This window comes from Salinarimonas sp. (assembly GCF_040111675.1).
GTDB lineage: Bacteria > Pseudomonadota > Alphaproteobacteria > Rhizobiales > Beijerinckiaceae > Salinarimonas.
Map to the genome: position 1 here is coordinate 4,451,176 of NZ_CP157794.1, position 16,073 is coordinate 4,467,248.

Sequence of the window (16,073 nt, forward strand, 5' to 3'; positions counted from 1 at the left end):
AGGCGCGCGCACGGGAAAGCGGCCGCCCCGCGCGGGACGGCCGCCTCGTGCTCCGACGGATCGGGATCAGCGGCGCGCGCCGCCCTGATTATCGCCGCCGTCGTCGCGGCCGCCCGGCTCGGGGCTGGCGGTGTCTTCGCCACCATAGAGGGTGTGCAGGCGCGGCACGTGGGTGGGAGGATGGCGGGGCCAGTCGATGCGCTGATAGCGACGCGGCTGCCGCTCGGTCTCCTGACAGGAATTGGTCTCGTGGATGACGCACTGATGCGCGGCGTCGACGTTGCGGATCTGGTTGCAGGCCGCGGCGATCTGCGTGAAGCAGTCGTGGCGGAGCATGCGGGCCTCGCTGGTCTGGGCGAGCGCGAGGAAGGCGCTGGCGGCCGCGGCGAAGGTGGCGACGGCGCGGACGGCGACGGGGCGGGACAGGCGGGTCATGAGGGGTCTCCTTCGAGGCTCTGACGGGCGGCGGTGATCGCCGCGCTCACAGACTTCGTCGAAGGGTCGCGCCGGGAGGTTCGAGGCCGGCGCGTTTTTTTTTCTCGCGGCGGCCGATGACGCGAGAAAGCCGCGCCCGAGGGCGCGGCTTCCGGTGCTGACGAGGGTCTCGAAACCGGGCGTCAGAACTTGTAGCTGAGGCGGGCGCGCACGACGCCGAACTCGATGTTGTCGTCCTGCGTGTCGTCCGCGGCCGAGATCGCATAATTGACCCCGCCGGCGGGCGGCGGATCATAGGTCCCGGCGAAATTGGTGATGTTCGTGTCGCGATCCAGGCTGACGTAGAGACCTTCGAGGCCGATGATGAGGTTGTTGGTCCAAGCGTATTCCACGCCCGCGCCGAGCGTCCAGCCGAACGAGACGTCGCTGTCGTCGAAGAAGACACGGCCGGTGGTCACCGACTCGTAGCGGGTCGCGTCGCCCTCGCCATAGGCGAGACCGCCGGTGGCGTAGACCAGGGTGCGGTCGAAGGCGTAGCCGGCCCGCAGGCGCACGGTGCCGAACCAGTCGATGCCTTCCGTGCCGCGCCGCGCCGGGGTGAAGCCCGCCGGGAAACCCGTCGTGGTGATCGCGGCGGTGGTGTCGTCGTCGAAGCCGAGGAACTGGATGTCCGCTTCGGCGCCGAGCACGAAATTGTTCACGAACTGATAGTTGTAACCGATCTGAGCGCCGCCGGTGAAGGCCGCATCCTCGGAATTGTCGCCGTAGAGGATCGAGCCGCGGGTGAAGCCGACAGGAGCGCCGCCGGGAACCGCCGAGAAGCCGCTCGGCAGCACCGTCACGGTGCTGTCGCGATCATCGCCCGCGTTGAACCCGACGCCGGCGTTCACGCCCGCGTAGAAGCCGGTCCAGGTGAAGACCGGGGGCGCGATGAAGGGCGCGGGAGCCTCGACCCGCGTCGGGAGATCGGCCGCGAAGGCGCCGCCGCTGAACGCGAATACGGCCGCGCTTGCCAGGAGTAGACGCTTTGTCATCGTTGAGCACCTCTACAAAGTGGGGAGACCCGAGACTAGAGCAGTTTCGTCAGCGATGTTGTTGCAGTGGCGCAACTGTCGACGACAGACGAATTGCGCAGCTTAACATAGGAGCAAATCGGGAAAACGATTACATAACCCTATTAAGCCGCACTTGCTCCCTTTCATTTACTTGATGAACCCACGGGCGAGCCGCGGGCACGAGCCCGAGCACGCCCGAAAGCCGGAACGCGCCAGCGCGCGTTCCGTTCCGCTCGATCATCGAAATCGACGCGCGGGTCGGATCAGCTCGGCTGCAGCGCCGCACGTTTCACCCGCGCCCGCGCGCCGCGCTGCCAACGCTCGGCGGCGACGCGCGCCGGAAACAGGGGATCGCCGGGGCGCAGGTTCACGGCGAGATCGGCGATGGCCATGCGATCCGGATAGAGCGTCTCCAGCACGCTGCCCGGCAGCGTCGCGGAATCCAGCCGTTCGCAGAACCGGTCCGCGTGCAGCGCGCGCACGATGGCGTCCTCGAGCAGCACGCCGGGGGCGAGGGAGCGATGCGTCTCGTCGTAGGCCGTCTTCAGCAGGAAGGCGGTCCCCGCGCTGACGAGCGCGAGGCTCACGGCGACCGGCGCGCCGTCGAGAAGCAGCACGTCGGCCCGGGAGGCGACGGGCCCCTCGGCGCTGAGGAAGAGGTCGCGCGCGAAGGCGCGCGTGACGGCGTGCTCAGCGAGGGCGGTGCCCATGCGCCCCTTCCAGCCGCTCTGCTCGATCCGCAGGAAGGCGTCGATGGCGTCGCGCAGGCCGAGGCCGCCGCAGGCGGTCTCGTGCGCGGCGAGGCCGCGCTCGTCGAGCCGGCGCCGCAACCGCGCGAGCCCCCTTCGGCGCGAGCGCGCGAGCGCCTCCGCCGCGTAGGCGTCGTAGCTGCCCCGCGCCGCCAGGACGGGACGCTCGAACGGCGCGAGCGCGGCGAGCTCGGCGCCGGTGCGCGCGAACGCGTCGCACAGCGCGACGCCGAGGGGGGAGCGCACCGGGAACATCGGAAACAGGAAGGCCCCGCCCCGCCAGGCGCGCCGGATGGCGAGCACCAGGGCGTCCGCCCATCCGTCCGGCGCGTCGCGGGCGACGAGCGGCGTCGAGAGCGTGGTGAAGGGCGAGCACAGCGCGCCGGGCGCGTCGCACCAGCCGAGCCGCCCGGCGCGCGCGGCGATCGGCAGCATGGCGACGAGACGCGCCCCGTGGCGCACGCAGGCGAAGCGCGGGCGCGCCTCGACGAAACGGTGCGCCAGGTGCGCGTCCACGACGGGGCGCGCGAAATACGGGTTGGAGGCGCGCGCATCGGCGGCGAGAGCGTCCCATCCGACGCGATCCGCCTCCAGGTCCATCCGGTCGAGAACGTCGATGGTCAAGCCCGGCATCGTGCGGTCCGATCAGGGCGGCGGGAGCCCCGCCGCGACCGCCAATGAACTTCCACAGCGCGCGTCGGTTTCCCCCCGCGCAAGATCCCGCGTGCGACCCCTCGACGCCCCGACCGAGCCGGCTCGGGAACCGCGAGCGTCGCCATCGAGTTGTCAACCGCCCGTGCGCGGCCCTAGCGCCACGCTCGGCCTATTCGCACGCCGCGAGCATCCGCAACGTCCAGACCCGACGAGATCGAAGGCGCAACGTGACCGAACGAACCCGAGCATGCTGGAGAGGCTGACCGACACGACACCGCCGTCCTTTCGCGAGGCCGAGCCCGCGGCGCGCAAGCGCGTCACGCGGCGCTGGCGGCTGCGCGTGGAGGGCGGCGTGCTGCCCTATTTCCTCGCGCTCGCCATGCTCGCCCCGCTGCTCTTCTTCGGGCTCGCTGCCGTGCGCGACTGGCAGGCGATCGAGACGGAAGCCCGCGCGCGCGTCGTCTACATCCGCGACGCCGTCGCCGAGCACGCCAAGCGCGTCTTCCAGACCCACGAGCTCGTGGCGCTCTCGATTCGCGACCGCATCGACGGGATGTCCTGGGCCGAGATCGCCGGCTCGGACGAGCTGCACGCCTATCTCGGCGCGATGGAGACGACCTTTCCGGAGGTGCATGCGGTCTGGCTGGTGGACGGCGAGGGACGCCTGCGTGCGTCCAGCCGCGCCCTGCCGGCGCCGGCGATCGATCTCTCGGACAGCGGCTGGTTCGCCGAGATGCGCGCCGGCGGGCCCGGTCTCGTCGTGGGCCCGCGCCAGGTCGGGCGCGCCCACGACGACGTCTTCACGCTGTCCCTGCCCCGCCGCACCGCCGAGGAGGACGGCGCGTTCGACGGGCTGATCCGGCTGTCGATCACGCCGGGCTACTTCGCGAAGTTCTACGCCTCCGCCTATCCGGACGAGGGCTTGATCGCGCTCGTGCTCGAGGACGGGGAGATCCTGGTCAGCCATCCGCCCGACGCGAACCTGCCGCGGCGCATCCCGGCCGGCTCCCCCGCCTTCGAGCATATGGCGGAGTATCGACGCGCGGTCTGGGAGGCGCCCTCCGCCATCGACGGCGAGACGCGGATCCACGCCGTGGCCCGGCTCGACGACCTTCCCGTCTACGCGGCCTTCGCCGTCAGCCGCAGCTCCCTCGAGGCCTTGTGGCGCAACAGGGTGATCGCCTACGCCGTGTACTTCGTGCCTGCGCTGGCGGCGCTCGTCTTCCTCGGCGTCCTCGTCTGGCGCAGCCATCGCGAGCTCGAGGAGAAGGTTGAGCTGCGCACCCGCGCGCTGTCGGAGGCGGTGGCGGAGAAGAACCAGCTGCTCAAGGAGGTGCACCACCGCGTCAAGAACAACATGCAGATCGTCTCCAGCCTGATCCGCATGCAGGAGCGGGTGCACACCTCGCCCGAGGAGACCATCCGGCGGGTGCAGGCGATGGCTCTGGTCCACGACCTGATCTACAGCCACGGCGAGTTCGCGAGCGTCAATCTCGGCGCCTATACCCGACGGCTCACCGATACCCTGGCGAGCGCCGTCACGGCCTCCACGCCGATACGCATCACCCACGGCCTCGACCACGTCGCCGTCACGCTCGACCGCGCCATGCCCTTCGCGCTGATCCTCTCCGAGGTGATGACCAACGCCATGCGCCACGCCTTCCCCGATGGCGAAGGCCACATCGCCGTGACGCTCGAGCAGATCGACGGTCACGCGGTGCTGCGGGTCGAGGACGACGGCAAGGGGTTCGACCCCGCCGCGCGCACCGACGGCTTCGGCCTGAAGCTGATCCGCAGCCTCGCCGTCCAGCTCGACGCCGACATCTCCTTCGAGCGGGGGCGCGGGGCCGCGTTCGTGATGCGCTTCCCCCTCGACCGCCAGCCGGCCCACGCGTGACGTCGCATCGGCGCCGCCGACGTCCGGCGGCGCTCATCCCGCCATGGCGAGACGCGTCCTGAAGGCGGCGCGAATGTGGGCCGCCGCCAGCGCCTGCGCCCGCTCGCTGTCGCGCGCGCTCAACGCCTCGAGCAGCGCCCGGTGCTCCTGCGCCGCGCTCGCGGCGCGGCCCGGCACCTGGAAGGTCGTCGAGGGCAGCAGCGCCACCGTGTCCTGCAGATCGTCGAGCGCCTGCGACAGATAGCGGTTGCGGGCGGCGTCGTAGAGCCGCTCGTGGAAGACCCGGTTGATCTCCGCGGCGCGCCAGGCGTCGTCCTCGGCGGCGGCGAGCTCCGCGTTCAGGCGCACGAGATTGTCGAGCTCGACGGGGCTCGCCTGCTGGGCGGCGAAGCGGGCCGCCGCGCCCTCGAGCTCCTCGCGCATGGCGTAGAGCTCGAGCACCTGCTGCATGCCGAGCCTGGCGACCGCGAGGCCGCGACCCGCGGCGGCCTCGACGAGGCCCTTCTCCTGCAGCCGGCCCAGCGCCTCGCGGACCGGCGTGCGGCTGACGCCGAGGCGCGCGGCGACCTCCTCCTCGCGCAGCCGATCGCCGGGCCGGTAATGCCGGGCCCGGATCGCAGCCAGGATGGCTCGGTACACGGTCTGCCCGCGCGTGCCGAGGAGGTCGTCTTCGTGCGTCGCCTTCATGGCTCCGCTCATAAGCGAATGTGACCTCGCCGCCAAGCAAGCCCGCTCGGGTTTCCCCGTTCCGGCCGTCGCGACCGAGGCCGCGGCTGGGTACGCGGCGCAGGCCTGCAGCCGGGAACACGTCGCGCCGCCGGCATGCGCATCGTCGGTCGCGCGCGCCGGCCCTGAGTCGCATCGCCGCATTTCACGCGGCGCCCATCGCATTCCCTGGGGAAAACGAGTCGCCGTCCACAGCGGGCGGCTGCCCCGACTCTTGCGCCCGAGTCAACGCATCTTGTACGTTCGCAAGCGTCGAACACGACATCTGGTGCGGCGACTTCAATCATCCTTCTGCGCGCGACGGGCACGCGGTCGAGTCCTTCGATCGTCCGCGAGCGGGGAGGGATTCCGGATGCGCAATCAACGCCCGCGAGGAGGCGGCGATGACGGATGCTACCCTGACGTGGACCGAGGAACGCGTCGAGCGGCTCAAGACGCTCTGGCAGGAGGGCAAGAGCGCGAGCTACATCGCCGCCGAGCTCGGCGGGGTCTCCCGCAACGCCGTCATCGGCAAGGTCCATCGGCTCGGGCTCTCGGGCCGCGGCAAGGCGCCCGAGAAGGCCCCCGCGCCGCGGCCGCGCACGAAGCCCGCGGCCGCCGAGCCGGCCGCTCCGGCGCCTGCGCCGAAGCCGCTGACGCTGGGCGCCAACGCCCTCGCCGCCGCGGTGGAGGAGCGCATCGCGCCGCAGGCGGAGCCGATCGCCCGTCCCCTCCCCCGCCCCGTGCCGGCGCCGGAGGCCGAGATCGTCGTGCCGCTCTCCGAGCGGGTGACGATCATGGATCTGCGCGAGAGCATGTGCCGCTGGCCCATGGGCGACCCGAGCTCGGCCGAGTTCCGCTTCTGCGGCGCGCGCTCGCTGACCGGCATGCCCTATTGCGACCACCACGCCCAGATCGCCTACCAGCCCTCCGCCGAGCGCCGCCGCGACCGCAAGTCGGCGTAACGGGCGATCGCCCGATGCGCGCCGCCGCGTCGTCTCGCGGCGCGCATGGGCCTTCTCACCCCTCTTCCAGCCCGGCGATGGCGCGGGCGAAATCGCGCGCGGCGAAGGGCTCGAGATCCTCGACGCCCTCGCCCACCCCGATGAAGTGAACCGGCAGGCCGAAGCGCTCGGCGAGCGCGACGAGAATGCCGCCGCGCGCCGTGCCGTCGAGCTTCGTCATGACGAGGCCGGTGACGCCCGCCGCCTTCTGGAACAGCTCGACCTGCGAGAGCGCGTTCTGGCCCACCGTCGCGTCGAGGACGAGCAGCACCGCGTGCGGCGCGGTATCGTCGACCTTCTTCATCACGCGCACGATCTTCTCGAGCTCGGACATCAGCCCGGCCTTGTTCTGAAGGCGCCCGGCCGTGTCGACGAGGAGCACGTCGACGCCCTCGCGCTTGGCCTCCGTCAGCGCGTCGAAGGCGAGACCGGCGGCGTCGGCGCCCTGCTCGCGGGCGACGACGCGGGACTTCGTGCGCTCGCCCCAGATCTTCAGCTGCTCGATGGCGGCGGCGCGGAACGTGTCGCCGGCGGCCATCGTCACCGAGAGCTTCTGGGCGCGGAACTTCGCCGCGAGCTTGCCGATCGTCGTCGTCTTGCCAGCGCCGTTGACGCCCACCGTGAGGATGACGAAGGGCTTCTTCGAGCGGTCGAGCGCGAGCGGGCGCGCGACCTCCGCCAGCGAGCGCTCGACCTCCTCGGCGAGAACGCGCTTCACCTCCTCGGGCGGGATCTCCTTCTCGTAGCGCCCCTTCGCCACCGCCTGCGTGATCCGCGTCGCGGCCGGGACGCCGAGATCGGCCTGGATCAGGATGTCCTCGAGATCCTCGAGCGTCGCCTCGTCGAGCCTGCGCTTGGTGAACAGGCTCGTGATCGCCGAGCCCATGGAGGAGGAGGTTCGGGCGAGCCCCTGGGTGAGGCGCCGCCACCAGGACACCTTCGGCTGCGCCGCCGCGGCGGGTGCGGACGCGGGGGCCGGCTCGGGCTCGGGCTCCGGTTCGGGCGCGGGCGCGGGCGCGGGCTCCGGCTTCGGCGCGACCAGGGCCTCCGGGGAGCGCTGCTCGGGAGCCGGCTTCCCGGCTGGCGCGGGCTGCTCGGCGAGCTCCTCGGCGATGGCGGCCTCGCGGGCCTCCTCGCCCTCGGGCTCGATCGGCTGGAGATCCGCGCCGGCGAGCTCGTCGGGAACGTGGGCGACGGCGTCCGGCGAGGGCTCCGTCACGGTCGAGGCCGCCGGCGGGACCGCGTCCGGCGGCGCGGCGGCGCGCTCGGGCGCCTGCTCGTCCGGCGTGACCTCGTCGCGCGGCCCGGCCTCGTCCTTCGGCGCCTCGCCCTTCCGGCCGAACAGCCGGGAGAAGAAGCCCCGCTTCTCGGTTTCGTCCGCCATGCGCCGCATCCCTCCGCAACTGATCGCTCGAACAGAGCACTTGCCGTCTCGCGACGTCCGCTCTAGCGGATTTCGCATGAGATCCGAAGAGATAGTGTCGCGCATCCTGCATCGCGACGGGTTGATGCTCGTCCTCGACAAGCCCGCCGGGCTGCCGGTCCATCCCGGCCACGGCGGCGGGGAGACGCTGACGCGCCACCTCGACGCCTTGCGCTACGGCCTGAAATGGCGCCCCGAGCTGGTCCATCGCCTCGACAAGGACACGTCGGGCTGCCTGGTGCTCGGCCGTCACCCCAAGGCGGTGCGGCGGCTCAACGAGCTGTTCGCGACGGGGCGCGTCGAGAAGGCCTATCTCGCCCTCGTCGCCCCGGCGCCCGCGGAGGAGGCCGGCGAGATCGCGCTGCCGCTGGCCCCGGTTTCGCCCGATACGCCGTGGAGGATGACGACCGATCCCGCGGGGCAGCCCGCGCGGACGCGGTTCTCCGTGCTCGCCCGCGCCGGCGACGGATCGCGGGCGCTCCTGCGGCTCGAGCCGGTGACGGGGCGCACGCACCAGCTGCGCGTCCATTGCGCGGCGGCGGGCTTCCCGATCGTCGGTGACGCGCTCTACGGCGGCGCGCCGCGGGGATCGCGGCTGATGCTCCACGCCTGGCGGGTGAGCGTGCCGATGCAGTCCTCGAAGCCCCCGGTGCGGGCCGAGGCGCCGCTTCCGGAGCCGCTGGCGAGCGCGGCGGCGGCGCTGGGGTGGGAGGAAGGAATCCAGGGCGACCCGGCTTAAATCTTCAGGCGAGAGGGAATAAGCGGCAATCCGTCAGGGTTGGAACGAATATTGCGACGGGAGAGGAACCGGACTAGATCAGGCGCGTTGTTCATCCGCCGTTCAGGAGGAACCGTTCATGCACCTTTTCCGACTTCCCAACCGCGATCTGTTGCCGATCGTCAGTCTGTCCTTCGTGTTCGGAGCGGTGGGGTTGAGCGCGGCGATCGCGCTCCTCGCGATGCCGGGCCCGCAGCTGAGCCTCGTGGCCCTCATGCCGTGATGCCCGTTTCGACGGCAAAGTGATCGAGTCGGAGGCGGCCCTGGCCGCCTCTTTTTTATTTTCAGTCGGCGTTTGGGTGTCATCCCGGGCGCCCAACGGCGACCCGGGATGACAGCTCTTCGCGCTCGTGCGCGAAACTCACCCGTGCGCCGCGCGCAGCGCCGCATCCAGATCGGCGTGGAGATCCTCCGGCGCCTCGCAGCCCACCGACAGCCGCAGCAGGTTCGCCGGGCAGGGCGTGTCCGGCCCCTCGATCGAGGCACGGTGCTCGATCAGGCTCTCGACGCCGCCGAGCGATGTGGCGCGCGTCCACAGCCGCACCTGCGCCGCCGTGGCGATCGCCGCCGCCTCCCCGCCGCGCACGCGGATCGAGAGCATGTAGCCGAAGCCGTTCTCCATCTGGCGGCGGGCGAGGTCGTGGCCGGGATGATCCGGCAGGCCCGGGTAGAGCACGGCGGCGACGTGCGGATGCGCCTGCAGCCGCTCGGCGAGCGCCATCGCGGAGGCCGCCTGCGCCGCCGCGCGCAGGTGGAAGGTGCGCATCCCGCGCGTGAGCAGGTAGGCCTCGAACGGGCCGAGGATCGCGCCCCCGCCCTTGCGGATCGTCACCAGCCGCTGCCAGAAGGCGTCGTCCTCCCGCCCCGCGAGCGCGCCGGCGACGACGTCGGAATGGCCGTTGAGAATCTTCGTCGCCGCGTGCATGACGATGTCGGCGCCGAGCGTCAGCGGACGAGTGTGGTAGGGCGAGGCGCAGGTGGAATCGACCGCGAGCTTCGCGCCCGCCTCGTGGGCGATCGCGGCCGCGCCGGCGATGTCGGTGATCGACCAGAGCGGGTTCGCCGGCGTCTCCACCCAGACGAGCTTCGTCCGCCCCGGGCGGACGGCGGCGCGCAGCGCCTCGAGGCTCTCCGTCTCGACGAGGGTGACGTCGAGGCCGGCGCGAGCCCCCTCGGTCAGGAGCCATTGCCGCAGCGCCCAGTACATCACTTTCGGCGCCACGACGTGGTCGCCGGGGTCGAGGGCGCGGAACACGCTCGTCGCCGCCGCCATGCCCGACGCGAACAGCAGCGCGCCGGCGCCCGCGTCCTCGAGCATGGCGATCACGCCCTCCGCCTCGCGGATCGTGGCGTTGTCCGGGCGGCCGTAGACGTAGCCCGAGCGGTAGGCGTTGTCCTCGTCGCGCACGAAGGTGGTGGCGACGTGAATCGGCGCGACGACGCCCTTCGTCACGGGCTCGACGTGCCCCAGCGCCTGGGCGGCGAGGCTGCGCTTCGAGAAGGGAGGCGTTTCGGTCATGCGGTGGGCTCCGGTCTTGAGCCCGCCTTCAAGCAGAGCGGGCGCGCCGCCGCAAGCGGGCGCGACGCGCATATGGGCGGGGCGCGGGGCGGCTCAAAGCCTCTTCAGGAAGCCGGCGAAGCGCATCAGCCCCTCCGGCCAGGGGCCGTAGCCGGCCTCCGTGTCCAGATGCCCGGCCTCGCCGGCGTCGACGAGGGGCGCGCCCCAGGCCTCGGCGATCTCCGCGGCGCGCGCGTAGGCGCACCAGGGATCGGTGCGGCTCGCGATGAGCACGCTCGCGAAGGGCAGCTTCGCCGTCGGGACACGCAGCCCCGCGACGCTCTCGGGCATCCGCGCCGCGTCGTCGAGATCCGGCGGCGCGACGAGGAAGGCGCCGACGACGCGCCCGGCGAGCGCCGACGCGGCCCGCGCCACGACATGCGCGCCGAGCCCATGCGCGACGATCACGACGGGACGGGTGGCGCCGAGGGCCTCCTGCCCGACGCGCTCGGCCCATGCGTCGAGATCGGGCGCGTCCCAGTCGCGCTGGTGCACGCGCCGGGCCGTGGAGAGCTGGCGCTCCCAGCGGCTCTGCCAATGGTCGGGGCCCGAGCCGCCGAGGCCGGGGACGATGAGGATGTCGCAGTCGGACGTGCGCATGAACGCTTCCTATCACGGCGACCCGGCCGCGCTCAAACGGCGCTTGCGACCACGCGTCCGCGTGCCGATCCTCTCCCGAAGGTGACAAAGCCGTCCCGGCTGGCCTATTTCAGGGAGGAGACACGCCGCATCCGCCAGGCGCGTCGACGGGCCGGGCCGCTCTCGGGTCCCTGGGCACGGCGCGACGACCGGTTGCGGCAGGATTTTCGATCCCTCGGGAAGGTGACATGAGCGAGACCATCGAAACGGATGTCGTGATCGTCGGCGCGGGCCCGGTGGGGCTGTTCGCGGTGTTCGAGCTCGGCCTCCTCGACATCAAGGCGCACCTCGTCGACATCCTGCCGAAGGTCGGCGGGCAATGCGCGGAGCTCTATCCGGAGAAGCCGATCTACGACATCCCGGCCTTCCCGATGGTGACGGGCCAGGCGCTGATCGACAACCTGATGAAGCAGATCGAGCCTTTCGGGCCGACCTTCCACCTGGGCGAGATGGTCGCCGCGGTGGAGACGCTGGGCACCCCGGCGGCGCCGCGCTTCAAGCTCACGACGGACGCCGGGACGACGTTCGACTGCAAGGCGATCGTGATCGCGGCGGGCGGCGGCTCTTTCCAGCCCAAGAAGCCGCCGGTGGAGAACATCGAGGCCTACGAGGGCACGGGCGTGTTCTACGCGGTGCGCAAGATGGACGCTTTCCGCGGCAGGAAGGTGCTCGTCGTCGGAGGCGGCGATTCCGCCCTCGACTGGACGGTGAACCTCCAGCCGGTGGCCGAGCGGCTGAGCCTGATGCATCGCCGCGACGTGTTCCGCGCCGCGCCGGACACCGTCAACAAGATGCGCGCCCTCGTCGCCGCCGGCGAGATGGACCTGCATCTGGGCCAGATCGCCGGGCTGAAGGGCGACGCGCCCAAGCTCGAGGCGGTGATCGCGCGCCGCGACGACGGCTCGACCTTCGAGATCCCCTGCGACGTGCTGCTGCCCTTCTTCGGGCTGACGATGAAGCTGGGGCCGATCGCCGACTGGGGCCTGAACCTCGACGAGCAGCTCGTGCCCGTCGACACCGAGAAGTTCGAGACCTCGACGCCCGGCATCTTCGCCATCGGCGACATCAACACCTATCCGGGCAAGCTCAAGCTGATCCTGTCCGGCTTCCACGAAGGCGCGCTCGCGGCGCAGCGGATCCACCGCTACGTCCATCCGGACAAGAAGCTCACCTTCCAGTACACGACGTCCTCGAGCAGCCTGCAGAAGAAGCTCGGCGTCGCGGCCTGAGCCGCTGCCGGAGGATGCGAGCGCGTCGCGACGCCGCACGGCCGCGCTCGTCCGGGAACCGGCGCGGCGGGCGCCTCGTTGGCGGGGCGTCCGCTTCGAGGAGGTTCCGCCGTGAGACGTCCCACCCGGCTCGCCCCGCCGCTCGCGAGCATGCTCGCGCTCGCCGTCGCGCTCTCGGCCGGTCCCCCGCCCGCGCAGGCCCAGGCCGAGGACGAGCGGGTGATCGAGACCGCCCCCTTCACCGAGGAGGAGGCGGCGGAGCGCTTCGCCCCGCGCACGCAGCTCGACTGGCAGGAACTCGAGGAGCTCGACGCGCAGACCTACGTCGACCGCCTCGCCGCCCTCGACCGGCTTGCGCTCGAGGCCTCGCAGCTCGCGCTCGACCGGAATCCGCGCGAGCGCACCACCGACGTCGCGCGCGACATCCTGGAAGCCCACCAGGTGGGGCGGGAGATGGCGCGGGAGATGCTGCCGGAGAGCGACGCGGACTCGATGATGTCGCAGGAGGACGCCGAAATGCTCGCGGCGCTGCGCGACGCCCCGCGGCTGATCGCCTTCGAGGAGGCCTATATCGACGCCATGATCGAGGCCCATCGCGAGGCGACGGCGCTGACGAGCTTCTACCGGCGCTTCGGCTCGGATCAGGACGTCCGGGAATTCGCGCGGCGGATCCTGCCGATGCTGGAGGCCTCGCTCTACCAGGCGGTCGCGATCCGCCAGGAGCTCGTCGCCGAGTTCATCGCCGCCGAAGCGGAGGAAGCGGCCGAGGGCGGCGGCTGAGGCCGCGCCGCCCGATCAGTGCTGCGGGAGGGTCGCGAGGATCGCGTCCTCGCGGTAGGGCTTGGCGACGACGCGCGCGTCGCGCAGGTCCTCGGGAATGTCCTTGGGCCGCATGGCGGTGACGAAGACGTAGGGCACGCCCCGCGCCTGGAGCGTCTGCGCCAGCTCGAAGCTGGTGCCGTCGACGAGGTCGACGTCGAGGAGGGCGAAGTCGAAGGGCTCGGACAGCCGCTCCCGGGCCGCCGCCGCGCTCTCGCAAACGCCGACCACCTCGTGGCCCTCGGACTCGACGATCGCCTGGAGATCCAGCGCGATCAGAGGATTGTCTTCGCAGATCAGGATACGCACGCTCACGTCGCTCACCTTCATGGCTACGGCTTCGTACCGAGCCGCTGTCTTTCGTTAATGTCGTCGTGCAGGCAACAGCGGCGTGAGGGGGGAGTTCCCGGTGCGGCGAGTTTTCGGAAAAGTCGAAAGGTCTTGGTTAACCCTTTCTTACTGCCGCGATTCGGGCGTCTGAAGACTTCGCCGTGATGACGAGGTCGTGCCGCATGCAGCCGTCCACCGGAGGCCGTGGAGGGTGGGATGAGCGGCGAGCGATCCGCCGCGGCCGATATCCATCGAAGCGCATATCCCGCCCCCAAATATTCCCCACCCCGCCCCTTCCCCCCGCCCCCCCTCCCCATTACATTCCCCTCTGCGGGGCTGTGGGGTTCGTCAGGAGGACTTTTCCCCGGGGCCTTATCGATCCTGAAGGGAGCTGTCCCTGACCCGGTCCGTGGACCGGGACATACGGCGCCCACCTACTGTGTAGGTATCCCGGGATCGACTCTCCAACGGCCTTCGCGGCTCCGCGCTACGTGATCGCATGACCCCTCTCCCGACACAGACCCGTCCCCCGCTCGACAAGGCCGCGCTTCGGCAGGAGGGCCTCGCCCGGCGGGACGCGTTGCCGGCGGCGGCGCGGGAGAGCGCGGCGGAGGCGATCGCGGCGCGGCTCCTGGCGCTGCCGGAGCTCGCCGGCGCGCGGGTGGTCGCGGGCTACTGGCCGCTGCGCTCGGAGGTGGACGTGCGCCCGGCGCTGGCGGCGCTCCACGAACGCGGCGCGCGGATCGTGCTGCCGGTCGTCGCCGACCCGCATCTCCTGTTTCGCGAATGGACGCCCGGAGCCGCGCTGAGCCGCGGGCCCTTCGGCGTCGAGGGGCCGGGCCCGGAGGCGGCCTCGCTGCGCCCGGACGCGCTGCTGGTGCCGCTCGCGCGCTTCGACCGGGAGCGGCATCGAATCGGCTACGGCAAGGGGCATTACGACCGCGCGCTCGCCGCGCTCGAGCGGGAGGAGCCGGTGATCGCCATCGGCGTCGCCTTCTCGGTTCAGGAAGCCTCCGTCATCCCCGCGGAAGATCACGACCGACGCCTGGACATGATCGTCACCGAGGCCGAGATCGTGCACGCGGCCGGCGCGCTGCTGCCCAGGGAGGCGTGAGACGATGCGGCTTCTGTTCCTCGGCGACGTCGTCGGGCGGCCCGGCCGCAATGCGGTGACCGAGCGCCTGCCGGAGCTGCGCCGGCGCTGGGCGCTCGATTGCGTCGTCGTCAACGGCGAGAACGCGGCAGGCGGCTTCGGCATCACGGAGGCGATCTGCGAGGAGATCCTGGGCGCGGGCGCCGACGCCATCACGCTGGGCAACCATTCCTTCGACCAGCGCGAGGCCCTCGTCTTCATTGAGCGGCAGGAGCGCCTGCTGCGCCCGGCGAACTATCCGCCCGGCACGCCCGGTCGGGGCGTCGCCCTGATCGACACGGCCTCGGGCGCGCGCGTCCTCGTCGTCTCGGTGATGGGCCGGCTGTTCATGGACGCGCTCGACGACCCCTTCGCCGCCGCCGAGCGCGCGCTCTCCGATTGCCCGCTGGGAGAGGTCGCGGACGCGATCGTCGTCGACGTCCATGCCGAGGCGACGAGCGAGAAGCAGGCCATGGGCGTGTTCTGCGACGGGCGCGCGAGCCTCGTGGTGGGCACGCACACGCACGTCCCCACGGCCGACCACCGGATCATGCCCGGCGGCACCGCCTACATGTCGGACGCCGGGATGTGCGGCGACTACGAGTCCGTTCTCGGCATGGCCAAGGAGGAGCCGCTGCGGCGCTTCCTGCAGAAGACGCCGGGCGCGCGGCTGGAGGCGGCCACGGGGCCCGGCTCGCTGTCGGGCGTGGCGGTCGAGACCGACCCGCGCACCGGTCTGGCGGTGCGGGTCGCGGCGGTGCGTCTCGGACCGAATCTTGATGAAACCTGGCCGGTTTTCTGGGATTAGGTCGGATGTGGACCCGATGAACGCCCATACGCCCTCCGAGAAGATCGAGCCTCCGGGCCAGGAGCCGGAGGTCGATGCGCGCGCGCCGGAGCAGGGCGAGGAGCGCAAGAAGCGCCTGCGCGAGGCGATCGAGCGGCTGCAGCAGCGCCGGGCCGAGCGCCGCGCCGCCAAGGCCGCGCGCCTCGCCGCCGAGGCGGAGACGCCGCAGGCCAAGCGCGCCCGGGCGATCCACGAGGCGATGGAGCACAAGCGCATCACCCTCGTGCTGCGCGCCGTGATCGACACCGCCGAGGCCGAGCGCATCTCCATCCGCGAGATCGTCGAGGCCTTCGGCGAGCGCGCCTTCGGCTTCGTGATCATCCTGTTCTCGCTGCCCAACTGCATCCCGGCGCCGCCGGGCATGAACTCGGTCTTCGGCCTGCCGGTGCTGCTCTTCGCGGTCCAGATGGCGCTGGGGCGCCGCCGCCCCTGGCTGCCGCGCCGGCTGATGGACAAGACCTTCAAGGTCGAGACCTTCCGCAGGATCATCGACGTCGCCGAGCCGAAGCTGCGGCGGGTCGAGAACCTCTGCCGGCCGCGCTCCACCAACCTGTTCGGCCCCCGCGGCGACCGGCTGATCGGCATCTTCGCCATCGTGCTCGCGGCCTGCGTCATCGTCCCGCTGCCGGGCACCAACTTCGTACCCTCGATCGCGCTCGTGGTGCTCGCCATCGCCATCATGCAGGAAGACGGCGTGATGCTCGGCATCGGCGGCCTTCTCGGGCTCGGCGGGATCGCCTACACGATCGGGCTGTCCTGGGCGATCGTGGGATTCACGCTGTTCGCGGCGGGGAAGGCGGTCGGGATGTGAGGGCCGCC

At 71.6% G+C, this 16,073-nt stretch carries 17 protein-coding genes and 1 other RNA gene; 10 read left to right on the forward strand and 8 right to left on the reverse strand.

The genetic code is table 11. The features are described from left to right. Positions 1-66: 66 nt before the first annotated feature. The 3 genes from ABL310_RS20585 to ABL310_RS20595 all read right to left on the reverse strand — a co-directional run bounded on the left by ABL310_RS20585 (position 67) and on the right by ABL310_RS20595 (position 2,863). Complete coding sequence (locus tag ABL310_RS20585; protein WP_349368865.1) at positions 67-435, reverse strand: hypothetical protein; 369 nt, start codon at positions 433-435, stop codon at positions 67-69. A gap of 182 nt (positions 436-617) precedes the next feature. Continuing rightward, complete coding sequence (locus ABL310_RS20590; protein WP_349368866.1) at positions 618-1,469, reverse strand: outer membrane beta-barrel protein; 852 nt, start codon at positions 1,467-1,469, stop codon at positions 618-620. A 284-nt stretch (positions 1,470-1,753) separates the two neighbouring features. After that, positions 1,754-2,863, reverse strand: coding sequence for a GNAT family N-acetyltransferase (locus tag ABL310_RS20595; protein ID WP_349368867.1), 1,110 nt, complete (start codon positions 2,861-2,863; stop codon positions 1,754-1,756). Positions 2,864-3,140: 277 nt separating this feature from the next. Here ABL310_RS20595 and ABL310_RS20600 point away from each other — a divergent pair, with 277 nt between their 5' ends. Beyond that, positions 3,141-4,790 carry a histidine kinase dimerization/phosphoacceptor domain -containing protein gene (locus ABL310_RS20600; protein ID WP_349368868.1) on the forward strand — a complete coding sequence of 550 codons (1,650 nt, stop codon included), beginning with the start codon at positions 3,141-3,143 and terminating at the stop codon, positions 4,788-4,790. Positions 4,791-4,823: 33 nt separating this feature from the next. Here ABL310_RS20600 and ABL310_RS20605 read toward each other — a convergent pair whose 3' ends face one another. Continuing rightward, complete coding sequence (locus tag ABL310_RS20605; protein ID WP_349368869.1) at positions 4,824-5,477, reverse strand: GntR family transcriptional regulator; 654 nt, start codon at positions 5,475-5,477, stop codon at positions 4,824-4,826. A 422-nt stretch (positions 5,478-5,899) separates the two neighbouring features. On the opposite strand from ABL310_RS20605, the gene ABL310_RS20610 reads away from it, so the two are divergent. After that, on the forward strand, positions 5,900-6,460 hold the full coding sequence (locus ABL310_RS20610) for a GcrA family cell cycle regulator (RefSeq protein ID WP_349368870.1): 561 nt from the start codon (positions 5,900-5,902) through the stop codon (positions 6,458-6,460). Between the two features lie 55 nt (positions 6,461-6,515). On the opposite strand, the gene ftsY is transcribed toward ABL310_RS20610, so the two are convergent. Next, a complete protein-coding gene (ftsY, locus tag ABL310_RS20615; RefSeq protein ID WP_349368871.1) occupies positions 6,516-7,883 on the reverse strand; it encodes a signal recognition particle-docking protein FtsY in 1,368 nt (455 codons plus the stop codon). A 76-nt stretch (positions 7,884-7,959) separates the two neighbouring features. On the opposite strand from ftsY, the gene ABL310_RS20620 reads away from it, so the two are divergent. Both ABL310_RS20620 and ABL310_RS20625 read left to right on the forward strand, forming a co-directional pair. After that, entirely contained in the window at positions 7,960-8,661 is a 702-nt protein-coding gene (locus tag ABL310_RS20620) for an RNA pseudouridine synthase (protein ID WP_349368872.1), read from the forward strand. A 118-nt stretch (positions 8,662-8,779) separates the two neighbouring features. Then, the gene (locus ABL310_RS20625; protein ID WP_349368873.1) at positions 8,780-8,923 is read left to right on the forward strand and encodes a hypothetical protein; all 144 of its coding nucleotides are present in this window, start codon (positions 8,780-8,782) and stop codon (positions 8,921-8,923) included. Positions 8,924-9,061: 138 nt separating this feature from the next. On the opposite strand, the gene ABL310_RS20630 is transcribed toward ABL310_RS20625, so the two are convergent. Further along, the gene (locus ABL310_RS20630) at positions 9,062-10,219 is read right to left on the reverse strand and encodes a PLP-dependent aspartate aminotransferase family protein (protein WP_349368874.1); all 1,158 of its coding nucleotides are present in this window, start codon (positions 10,217-10,219) and stop codon (positions 9,062-9,064) included. Between the two features lie 93 nt (positions 10,220-10,312). After that, entirely contained in the window at positions 10,313-10,858 is a 546-nt protein-coding gene (locus tag ABL310_RS20635; protein ID WP_349368875.1) for an alpha/beta hydrolase, read from the reverse strand. A 227-nt stretch (positions 10,859-11,085) separates the two neighbouring features. Here ABL310_RS20635 and ABL310_RS20640 point away from each other — a divergent pair, with 227 nt between their 5' ends. Both ABL310_RS20640 and ABL310_RS20645 read left to right on the forward strand, forming a co-directional pair. Further along, positions 11,086-12,126 carry an NAD(P)/FAD-dependent oxidoreductase gene (locus ABL310_RS20640; RefSeq protein ID WP_349368876.1) on the forward strand — a complete coding sequence of 347 codons (1,041 nt, stop codon included), beginning with the start codon at positions 11,086-11,088 and terminating at the stop codon, positions 12,124-12,126. Positions 12,127-12,237: 111 nt separating this feature from the next. Next, positions 12,238-12,906, forward strand: a complete 669-nt coding sequence (locus tag ABL310_RS20645; protein ID WP_349368877.1) for a DUF4142 domain-containing protein — start codon at positions 12,238-12,240, stop codon at positions 12,904-12,906. 15 nt (positions 12,907-12,921) lie between these two features. On the opposite strand, the gene ABL310_RS20650 is transcribed toward ABL310_RS20645, so the two are convergent. After that, a complete protein-coding gene (locus ABL310_RS20650) occupies positions 12,922-13,275 on the reverse strand; it encodes a response regulator (RefSeq protein ID WP_349368878.1) in 354 nt (117 codons plus the stop codon). Positions 13,276-13,605: 330 nt separating this feature from the next. On the opposite strand from ABL310_RS20650, the gene ssrS reads away from it, so the two are divergent. The 4 genes from ssrS (at position 13,606) to ABL310_RS20670 (ending at position 16,065) form a co-directional block, all read left to right on the forward strand. Then, a non-coding RNA gene (ssrS, locus tag ABL310_RS20655) (6S RNA) lies at positions 13,606-13,762 on the forward strand. 12 nt (positions 13,763-13,774) lie between these two features. Beyond that, positions 13,775-14,389 (forward strand): 5-formyltetrahydrofolate cyclo-ligase, encoded by a 615-nt coding sequence (locus ABL310_RS20660; RefSeq protein WP_349368879.1) that lies wholly within the window; start codon positions 13,775-13,777, stop codon positions 14,387-14,389. Positions 14,390-14,393: 4 nt separating this feature from the next. Next, positions 14,394-15,215 (forward strand): TIGR00282 family metallophosphoesterase, encoded by an 822-nt coding sequence (locus ABL310_RS20665; RefSeq protein ID WP_349368880.1) that lies wholly within the window; start codon positions 14,394-14,396, stop codon positions 15,213-15,215. A gap of 16 nt (positions 15,216-15,231) precedes the next feature. Beyond that, positions 15,232-16,065, forward strand: coding sequence for an exopolysaccharide biosynthesis protein (locus tag ABL310_RS20670; protein WP_349368881.1), 834 nt, complete (start codon positions 15,232-15,234; stop codon positions 16,063-16,065). Positions 16,066-16,073: the final 8 nt, after the last annotated feature.

Excerpts from the sequence above, each read along its gene's own strand:
- ABL310_RS20610 (WP_349368870.1), top strand. The coding sequence starts at position 5,900 with ATGACGGATGCTACCCTGACGTGGACCGAGGAACGCGTCGAGCGGCTC.
- ABL310_RS20665 (WP_349368880.1), top strand. The coding sequence starts at position 14,394 with ATGCGGCTTCTGTTCCTCGGCGACGTCGTCGGGCGGCCCGGCCGCAAT.
- ABL310_RS20635 (WP_349368875.1), bottom strand. The coding sequence starts at position 10,858 with ATGCGCACGTCCGACTGCGACATCCTCATCGTCCCCGGCCTCGGCGGC.
- ABL310_RS20600 (WP_349368868.1), top strand. The coding sequence starts at position 3,141 with ATGCTGGAGAGGCTGACCGACACGACACCGCCGTCCTTTCGCGAGGCC.
- ABL310_RS20630 (WP_349368874.1), bottom strand. The coding sequence starts at position 10,219 with ATGACCGAAACGCCTCCCTTCTCGAAGCGCAGCCTCGCCGCCCAGGCG.
- ftsY (WP_349368871.1), bottom strand. The coding sequence starts at position 7,883 with ATGGCGGACGAAACCGAGAAGCGGGGCTTCTTCTCCCGGCTGTTCGGC.
- ABL310_RS20620 (WP_349368872.1), top strand. The coding sequence starts at position 7,960 with ATGAGATCCGAAGAGATAGTGTCGCGCATCCTGCATCGCGACGGGTTG.
- ABL310_RS20640 (WP_349368876.1), top strand. The coding sequence starts at position 11,086 with ATGAGCGAGACCATCGAAACGGATGTCGTGATCGTCGGCGCGGGCCCG.
- ABL310_RS20650 (WP_349368878.1), bottom strand. The coding sequence starts at position 13,275 with ATGAAGGTGAGCGACGTGAGCGTGCGTATCCTGATCTGCGAAGACAAT.
- ABL310_RS20670 (WP_349368881.1), top strand. The coding sequence starts at position 15,232 with ATGAACGCCCATACGCCCTCCGAGAAGATCGAGCCTCCGGGCCAGGAG.
- ABL310_RS20590 (WP_349368866.1), bottom strand. The coding sequence starts at position 1,469 with ATGACAAAGCGTCTACTCCTGGCAAGCGCGGCCGTATTCGCGTTCAGC.
- ABL310_RS20625 (WP_349368873.1), top strand. The coding sequence starts at position 8,780 with ATGCACCTTTTCCGACTTCCCAACCGCGATCTGTTGCCGATCGTCAGT.
- ABL310_RS20585 (WP_349368865.1), bottom strand. The coding sequence starts at position 435 with ATGACCCGCCTGTCCCGCCCCGTCGCCGTCCGCGCCGTCGCCACCTTC.
- ABL310_RS20660 (WP_349368879.1), top strand. The coding sequence starts at position 13,775 with ATGACCCCTCTCCCGACACAGACCCGTCCCCCGCTCGACAAGGCCGCG.
- ABL310_RS20605 (WP_349368869.1), bottom strand. The coding sequence starts at position 5,477 with ATGAAGGCGACGCACGAAGACGACCTCCTCGGCACGCGCGGGCAGACC.